The 6,801-nt window shown below is 64.9% G+C and carries 6 protein-coding genes; 2 read left to right on the forward strand and 4 right to left on the reverse strand.

Annotation, left to right across the window (positions count from 1 at the left end):
* Positions 1-95: 95 nt before the first annotated feature.
* The 4 genes from AAFP05_RS11640 to AAFP05_RS11655 form a co-directional block, all read right to left on the reverse strand.
* The gene (locus tag AAFP05_RS11640) at positions 96-1,589 is read right to left on the reverse strand and encodes a HAMP domain-containing sensor histidine kinase (protein ID WP_341730033.1); all 1,494 of its coding nucleotides are present in this window, start codon (positions 1,587-1,589) and stop codon (positions 96-98) included.
* A complete protein-coding gene (locus AAFP05_RS11645; RefSeq protein ID WP_341730034.1) occupies positions 1,567-2,295 on the reverse strand; it encodes a response regulator transcription factor in 729 nt (242 codons plus the stop codon). Before AAFP05_RS11645 ends, AAFP05_RS11640 begins: the two co-directional genes overlap by 23 nt.
* Positions 2,296-2,386: 91 nt before the next feature.
* The gene (locus AAFP05_RS11650; RefSeq protein WP_341730035.1) at positions 2,387-2,872 is read right to left on the reverse strand and encodes a DoxX family protein; all 486 of its coding nucleotides are present in this window, start codon (positions 2,870-2,872) and stop codon (positions 2,387-2,389) included.
* A gap of 95 nt (positions 2,873-2,967) precedes the next feature.
* On the reverse strand, positions 2,968-4,743 hold the full coding sequence (locus AAFP05_RS11655; RefSeq protein WP_341730036.1) for an alpha/beta-hydrolase family protein: 1,776 nt from the start codon (positions 4,741-4,743) through the stop codon (positions 2,968-2,970).
* A 214-nt stretch (positions 4,744-4,957) separates the two neighbouring features.
* Between AAFP05_RS11655 and AAFP05_RS11660 the strand changes: the two genes are divergently transcribed.
* Entirely contained in the window at positions 4,958-5,503 is a 546-nt protein-coding gene (locus AAFP05_RS11660) for a PadR family transcriptional regulator (RefSeq protein WP_341730037.1), read from the forward strand.
* Positions 5,504-6,583, forward strand: coding sequence for an inositol-3-phosphate synthase (locus tag AAFP05_RS11665; RefSeq protein WP_341730038.1), 1,080 nt, complete (start codon positions 5,504-5,506; stop codon positions 6,581-6,583).
* Positions 6,584-6,801 lie beyond the last annotated feature (218 nt).

Raw genomic sequence — 6,801 nt, forward strand, 5'->3', positions numbered from 1 at the left:
CGCGCCGGCCTGGTCCCTCCAGATTGCGGATCGAGTAGCGGGAGCGCCCGTGTTGGGCCCTGTCCCGACACGATGCGGTTGGGAGAGGGACCCGATCACTGCGCCAGCGGCAGATGGACGACAAACCGCGCATAACCAGGCTCCGTCTCGGTGGCCAGCCGGGAATCGACGTCCACCCGTCCGCCGTGGGAGGTGGTCACTGCGGCCACGATCGCCAGCCCCAGGCCGGTAGAACCCTCGGCGCTGTGGGCGCGGGCCGCGTCCGCCTTGGTGAAGCGCTCGAAGATCTGCCCGGTGAGCGCCGATGGAATTCCCGGTCCGTTGTCGGCGACTTCGATACGTGCCCATCCCCGGCGGGTGGTCACCGAGGCCGACACAGTCGTGCCGGCGGGAGTGTGTTTGCGGGCGTTGCCGAGCAGATTGACCAGCACCTGCTGCATCTGTCCCGCGTCTGCGATGATGATCACCGGATCATCGGGCACCTGCACCAGCCACCGGTGGTCGGGGCCCGCGGCCCGCGCATCGCTGACGGCGTTCAGGGTCACTTCGGCGAGATCGACCTCGCCGCGCGCTGTGGTCTGGTCATTGTCGAGGCGGGCCAGCAACAGCATCTGCTCCACCAGCCGGCTCATCCGCTGCGACTCCGATTCGATGCGTCCCAGCGCGAAGACGGTATCCGGCGGTAGCTCTTCGCGTCCGTGCCGGGTCAGCTCCGCGTAGCCACGAATCGACGCGAGTGGATTGCGCAGTTCGTGGCTGGCGTCCGCGACGAATTGACGGACCTTGGTCTCGGAAGCCTGCCTGGCCTGTAGCGAGGTCTCGACATTGTCCAGCATTGAGTTGAAGGCGGCGCTCACTCGTCCGATCTCGCTCTGATCAGCGACCTGCGTGCTCGGCACCCGGACGTCGATGGCGACCTCGCCGGACTCCAAAGGCAGCGCGGCGACCTGGGTAGCGGTGTCGGCAAGCCGGGTGAGCGGACGCAGCGAGTTGCGCACCACCACGGTCGAGATGCCCGCCGCGGAGATGGTGGCGATGAGAATCAGGCCGAACTCGATCCACATCATGGCGACGACGATGGCGTCATTCGCGGCGGTCGGCGACGCCACCGCCATGGTCGTCGTTCCGCTGGTATTCCCTGTAGTCACCGCGACTGCGCGATAGTTTCCGAGATCGGTGATCTTCACCGATCGGACTTCGCCGTCACGCGGTAGGTTCAGCAGCGTCGCCAGCTGATCGTTGTCGGGAATCTGGCTGCCGTACTCCCAGATGATCGAGCTGTGCACGATGCCGGACGACGAGATCGACAGCGAGACACTGCCGACCGGCAGGCCGCCCAGCCGCAATCCGGTGCCGTCGAGCGGTTGGTCGTCGTTCTGATCGTCATTCTGCGGATTGGGGCCCTGCGGTCGGCTCTCGCTGGCATTGATCGCGTAAAGCAGTTGCTGGTCCAGTTTGGCGGTAAGTACCCAGGAGACCAGGAGCGTCGAGACGACGGCCAGCAGGACTGCGACCACGGTGACGATCAGCGTGATCCGGATGACGAGTTGTCGCTTGAGTGTCGGCTTAGCCCGTCGGCTTGAGGACATACCCAGCTCCTCGCATGGTGTGGATCATGGGCTCCCGCCCTGCATCGATCTTCTTACGCAGGTAGCTGATGTACAACTCGACCACGTTGGCCTGGCCGCCGAAGTCGTAGTTCCAGACCCGGTCGAGGATCTGTGCCTTCGAGAGCACCCGGCGCGGGTTTCGCATCATGAACCGCAGCAACTCGAACTCGGTGGCGGTCAAATGGATCGGATCGCCACCGCGGAAGACCTCGTGGGTGTCCTCGTCCATCATCAGGTCGCCGACGAGCAGTTGGGCATCGCCACGCTTGGACGCCGCCCCGCTGCGCCGCATCAGGGCCCGCAGCCGGGCGATCAATTCTTCGAGGCTGAACGGCTTGGTGACGTAGTCGTCACCGCCGGCGGTCAGCCCGGCGACCCGGTCGGCGACTGCGTCCTTGGCGGTCAGGAAGATGACCGGTACGTTGGGCTGGCCGGCGCGGACCCGCCGCATCACTTCGAGCCCGTCGAAGTCGGGCAGCATCATGTCGAGCACGATCGCGTCCGGCTTGAACTCGCGAGCGACTCGGACGGCGTCGGCTCCGCTGGCGGCTGTCTTGGCGGTCCAGCCTTCGTAGCGCAGCGCCATGCCCAGAAGCTCGGTCAGGCTGGGTTCGTCGTCCACTGCCAGTACGCGCAGTGGAGTTCCATCGGGGCGGGTGAGCCGCTCGGTATCGTCAATCGCCATAACAGCACAATGACAGTCATTCCACAGGTTTGGGTATGGATAACCTGTGCGTCTGCTATGTGTTCGGGCGCGGGGTCAATGCTGCTGCGTATCAGTACTGGGTCGACCCCAGCTTGGGCTGGTAGAGATCGGTGCTCTCGTTGCTGGTCTTCCTACGGCGGAAGAAGAGGCTGTCGAGCCCGGTATAGCTCGCACCGGTAGCGAGGAAGACGATACCGAGGCAGGCCAGCGCAGCGTTGTATTCGAACCCTCCGGCATTCATGAATGGGCCTGCGGTCCAGCGCAGGAAGACGATGATCAAGATGTTCTGGGTCGCGATCAAGGTGGCGATGAGCCTGGTCAACAGGCCGAAGGCGAGCAGTACGCCGCCGATCCCCTCCAGGGCGATGGTGCCCCACGCGAGGATCTCAGGTGCAGGGAGGTTCGCTTGGGCGAGACGGCTGACCTGGGCGTCGATGCCTTCGATCTGCCAACGCGACCAGGCGCGCGCCACCAGAATCGCGGCGAATATCAGTCGGGCGATCAACAAGAGTGCGGCTTGGCTCGCGGTGCCGGCGGCCGCGCGGGTGTTCGACATGGGGGATCCCTTCTGCGTGTGCAGCTTTCACGCTACCTTCAGGCAGCGGCTCGATCGTGGACGCGGGGCCGTGTATCGAGCGCTCTGGGCTGGTATCAGGGATTCACCGGGGGGACATCGATGTTGAGCGCGTCGATCAGCCGAGACCAGTCGGCCGCGGGATCCAGTCCCAGCACACCTGCCCACGCCGGCACGCACTGCGCGGCATGATACTTGTGGCCGTAGCCCGGCCCGACATCGCGGCAGACGGGCATGTCCGCGGCGATCTGCCAGAAGGTGATGAACGGCCACCACGTCATCGCAGACATCGGGGTCTTGGTGCCGCGCATCTCATCGAGCCACTCGGGCTTCTTCCACAGCAGGTGGGTGCCCCACCAGACCACCGGATCGGTATCGTTCTGCAGGTAGCAGAAACGCGGAGCCGTCCATCTCGTCAGTGGCTCGCCCTGGCCATCGACCAGCAAGTCGTCGGGTCGGCAGGCGAATCGGACGTGGCGTCCCCGGTCGACGATCGGGCGGACGACGGTCGATCCCGAGCTGCGCCGGCGCGTCCACTCGGTCTGGTTGGGTGCGAAGGTGGGGCAGCCCGTCCAGACGCCGCCGCAGGCGCGCGAGAGCATGTCTTCGGGGCTGGAGAAGATGCCGTTCGAGCCGAACGCTCCCAGTGACTCGCCCGCGACGTAGAGCTGCGGCCGCCGATCGAACGGCAACGCGGCGACCCGCTCCTCGATGGCTCCGAAGAGCATCCGGGAGGCATGCACCGGGATCTGCTTGCTGCTCAGCATCGTGACCGCCGATGGCAAGCCCGAATACTGCATGGCAGCGGTGGCGCAATCGCCGTGCGTCAGGAACTCGAATGACGAGGTGCTCCACTCGTTGACGTTGCCGCGTCCGGTGGTGGTCACGATCAGGATCGCCTTGCGCGTCCAGGCATTCATGGCATCAAGTTCGGCGAGCACCGCGTCGACGACCTCTTCGGTCGACCTGCCGTTCATGGACGCATAAGCCCGGATCGGATGGCCGGCGGGTGATCCCATCACCTCGGCGATCCGCTCGGCGCTGGGTCCGGCGCAGGTGAAGCGCTTGCCTTGCAGGCCCAGCGAATCCCAGCTCTCCAGCGATGTTGGGCTTCCCGAATGCAGCGGAGTGGCCGGTTGATGGACGCCGTTCGGGATACGTAGATCGACCCGGGCGGACGCGGTAGTGGCGACCCCGACGACCGAGCGCATGATGACCTGATCGAAGATCACCAGGATCGTGCCGGTAACCACCAGGGTGGAGATCAGTCGGCTCAGCGCCTGCCAGGCCAGACGATTGTGCAGATGACTCGAAATAAAGTTGATCGACCAGACCGTGGCGCGCCACTGCGCGAGCAGAGCGGTGAAGGTCGCGGCCGCGGCGGCGGCCGAGGCAACCGCCCAGAACGCATTCGGACCGTTGACTCCGGAGTAGGCCGCCGTGCGCTGATGCCAGCGGACCGAGCGCAGTGGAATCGCGATCGCTGCCGCCGCCAGGATCGTCGCGCCGGCGATTGTGCCGCCTTGACGGATGCCCGGCTTCAGTTTGATCTTGACACCCAACTTGTCGGCTGTCGCGCCGACCGCCCAGCTGGTCCACAGTCCGCCCTGATAGCCGAACATCGCGCTCAGCCCGGCGATGAGTCCCTGCCAGTACCAGGGCCGCGCCAGCAGGCTGGGGGAGTAGGACGCAGCGTAGGCGCTCCACCCGCCGGTGGCCTCGGGGACCGTCACCGCAGCCAGTTCCCGCGTCCTGGCCGCGGCGATCTGCCAGCGCGATCCGATGATCGCGGCCAACCCGCTGACGGTCAGGTCGCTGCGGCGCAGCGGACGTGTCTTCTTGAGCAAACCCACGGGCTGTAGCTTAGGGCGGCAAGCGCGCGATTGACCCTGCGTCCACGCTCATCAGGCGCCGGTGCAGCACGCCGGACGTTGGCAGCACCATCGCCCGCGATGTAGCATCTCGATATATCGAGTCGATACAAGAGCGGCTCGTCAAGAGCGCGGCTGTCGCGTCCTTAGGTCAGATGACCGCGCATCGAAGGCAAATCGAAGGTAAGGAGTGCAGATGGCCCTGCGTCAACCGGCCCTGGATCTCGCGATCCTTGGCCGACTCTCGCAAGGCCCGTCCTATGGCTATGAGGTGCGCAAGCACGTCAACATGGTGGTCGGCCACCTGCACAAGGTGTCCTTCGGATCGCTGTATCCGGCTTTTCGCCGGCTGCTGGAGCGAGGGCTCATCTGCGATTGCGGGACGGAGCGCCCGCTGCTGGTCGGCAGTCGCTCGCGCCGCATCTATCACCTCACGCCCAGCGGGGAGGAGTACCTCGCTGAGCAATTGACCACCGCAGATCCCAGCGCCTTGACGGACGACTTCGGCGTCCAATTCAGTCTGCTGGGGATGACCGATACTCACAACCGGCTGCGCATCCTGCGTGGGCGGCGTGAGATCGCCGGGGCCCGGCTCGTCATGATCGACTCTTGGTCGTTGTCGGGACTGGACCATTACTCGAAAGAACTCGTCCGGCATTCCCGCGATGTCGCGGCAGGCGAACTGGCCTGGCTCGATTCGATGATCGCCGCCGAGGAATCGTCAATTCAACAAGGAGAATAGATGAGTACGATCCGTGTCGGGATCATTGGGGTGGGCAACTGTGCATCGTCCCTGGTGCAAGGCGTCACCTATTACCAAGACGCGAAGCCCGGCGACGATGTGCCCGGCTTGATGCATGTGCAGTTCGGGGATTACCACGTCAGCGATCTCGAATTCGTTGCTGCTTTCGATGTCGATGCGCGGAAGGTCGGTCTCGACATCGCCGACGCGATCAATGCGAGTGAGAACTGCACGATCAAGCTGTGCGATGTGTCTCCCATCGGTGTCAAGGTGCAGCGTGGCGTCACTCTCGACAGCCTCGGCAAGTACTATCGCGAGACGATCACCGAGTCGGACGAGGAGCCGGTCGACATCGTCGCGGCAATCAAGGACGCCAAGGTCGACGTACTGGTCAGCTACCTACCGGTGGGTTCGGAGGAGGCCGACAAGTACTACGCGCAGTGCGCGATCGATGCGGGCGTTGCCTTCGTGAACTGCCTGCCGGTCTTCATCGCGTCCGATCCGGAATGGGCGGCGAAGTTCACCGAGGCCGGAGTGCCGATCGTGGGCGACGACATCAAGAGCCAGATCGGCGCCACCATCACCCATCGCGTGCTGGCCAAGCTCTTCGAGGACCGCGGTATCACGATCGACCGCACCTATCAGCTGAACGTCGGCGGCAACATGGACTTCAAGAACATGCTTGAGCGCTCGCGTCTGATCTCGAAGAAGATCTCGAAGACGCAGGCCGTCACGAGCAATGTCGAGCATCACTTCGAGGACAAGGACATCCATGTCGGCCCGTCCGACTACGTCGATTGGCTGGACGATCGCAAGTGGGCATTCGTCCGGTTGGAGGGACGCAACTTCGGTGGCGCACCGGTCAGCCTGGAGTACAAGCTGGAGGTCTGGGATTCGCCGAACTCGGCCGGCGTCGTGATCGATGCGATCCGTGCAGCCAAGATCGGCCTCGACCGCGGCATCGGCGGCCCGCTGACCTCACCGTCCAGCTTCTTCATGAAGTCCCCGCCGGAGCAGCGTCACGATGAGATCGGCCAGGCATCCGTCGAGGCCTTCATCCATGGAGCGGTCAAGCGCTGATAGTCGGCTAACGATCGAGGACGAGGGGCGGGCCTGTCAAAGGTCCGTCCCTCGTTGCGTCGGCTGGCGGAAGTTGCAGCGGCTGGCGGTTTGCGCGGTCCTGGCTCGTGGCGGCTGCCGGAAGTAGCAGCGGCTGGCGGTTTGCGCGGTCCCGGCTCGTGGTGGCTGGCGGAAGTTGCAGCGGCTGGCGGTTTGCGCGGTCCTGGCTCGTGGCGGCT

The organism is Brooklawnia sp. (assembly GCF_032229645.1).
GTDB lineage: Bacteria > Actinomycetota > Actinomycetes > Propionibacteriales > Propionibacteriaceae > Brooklawnia.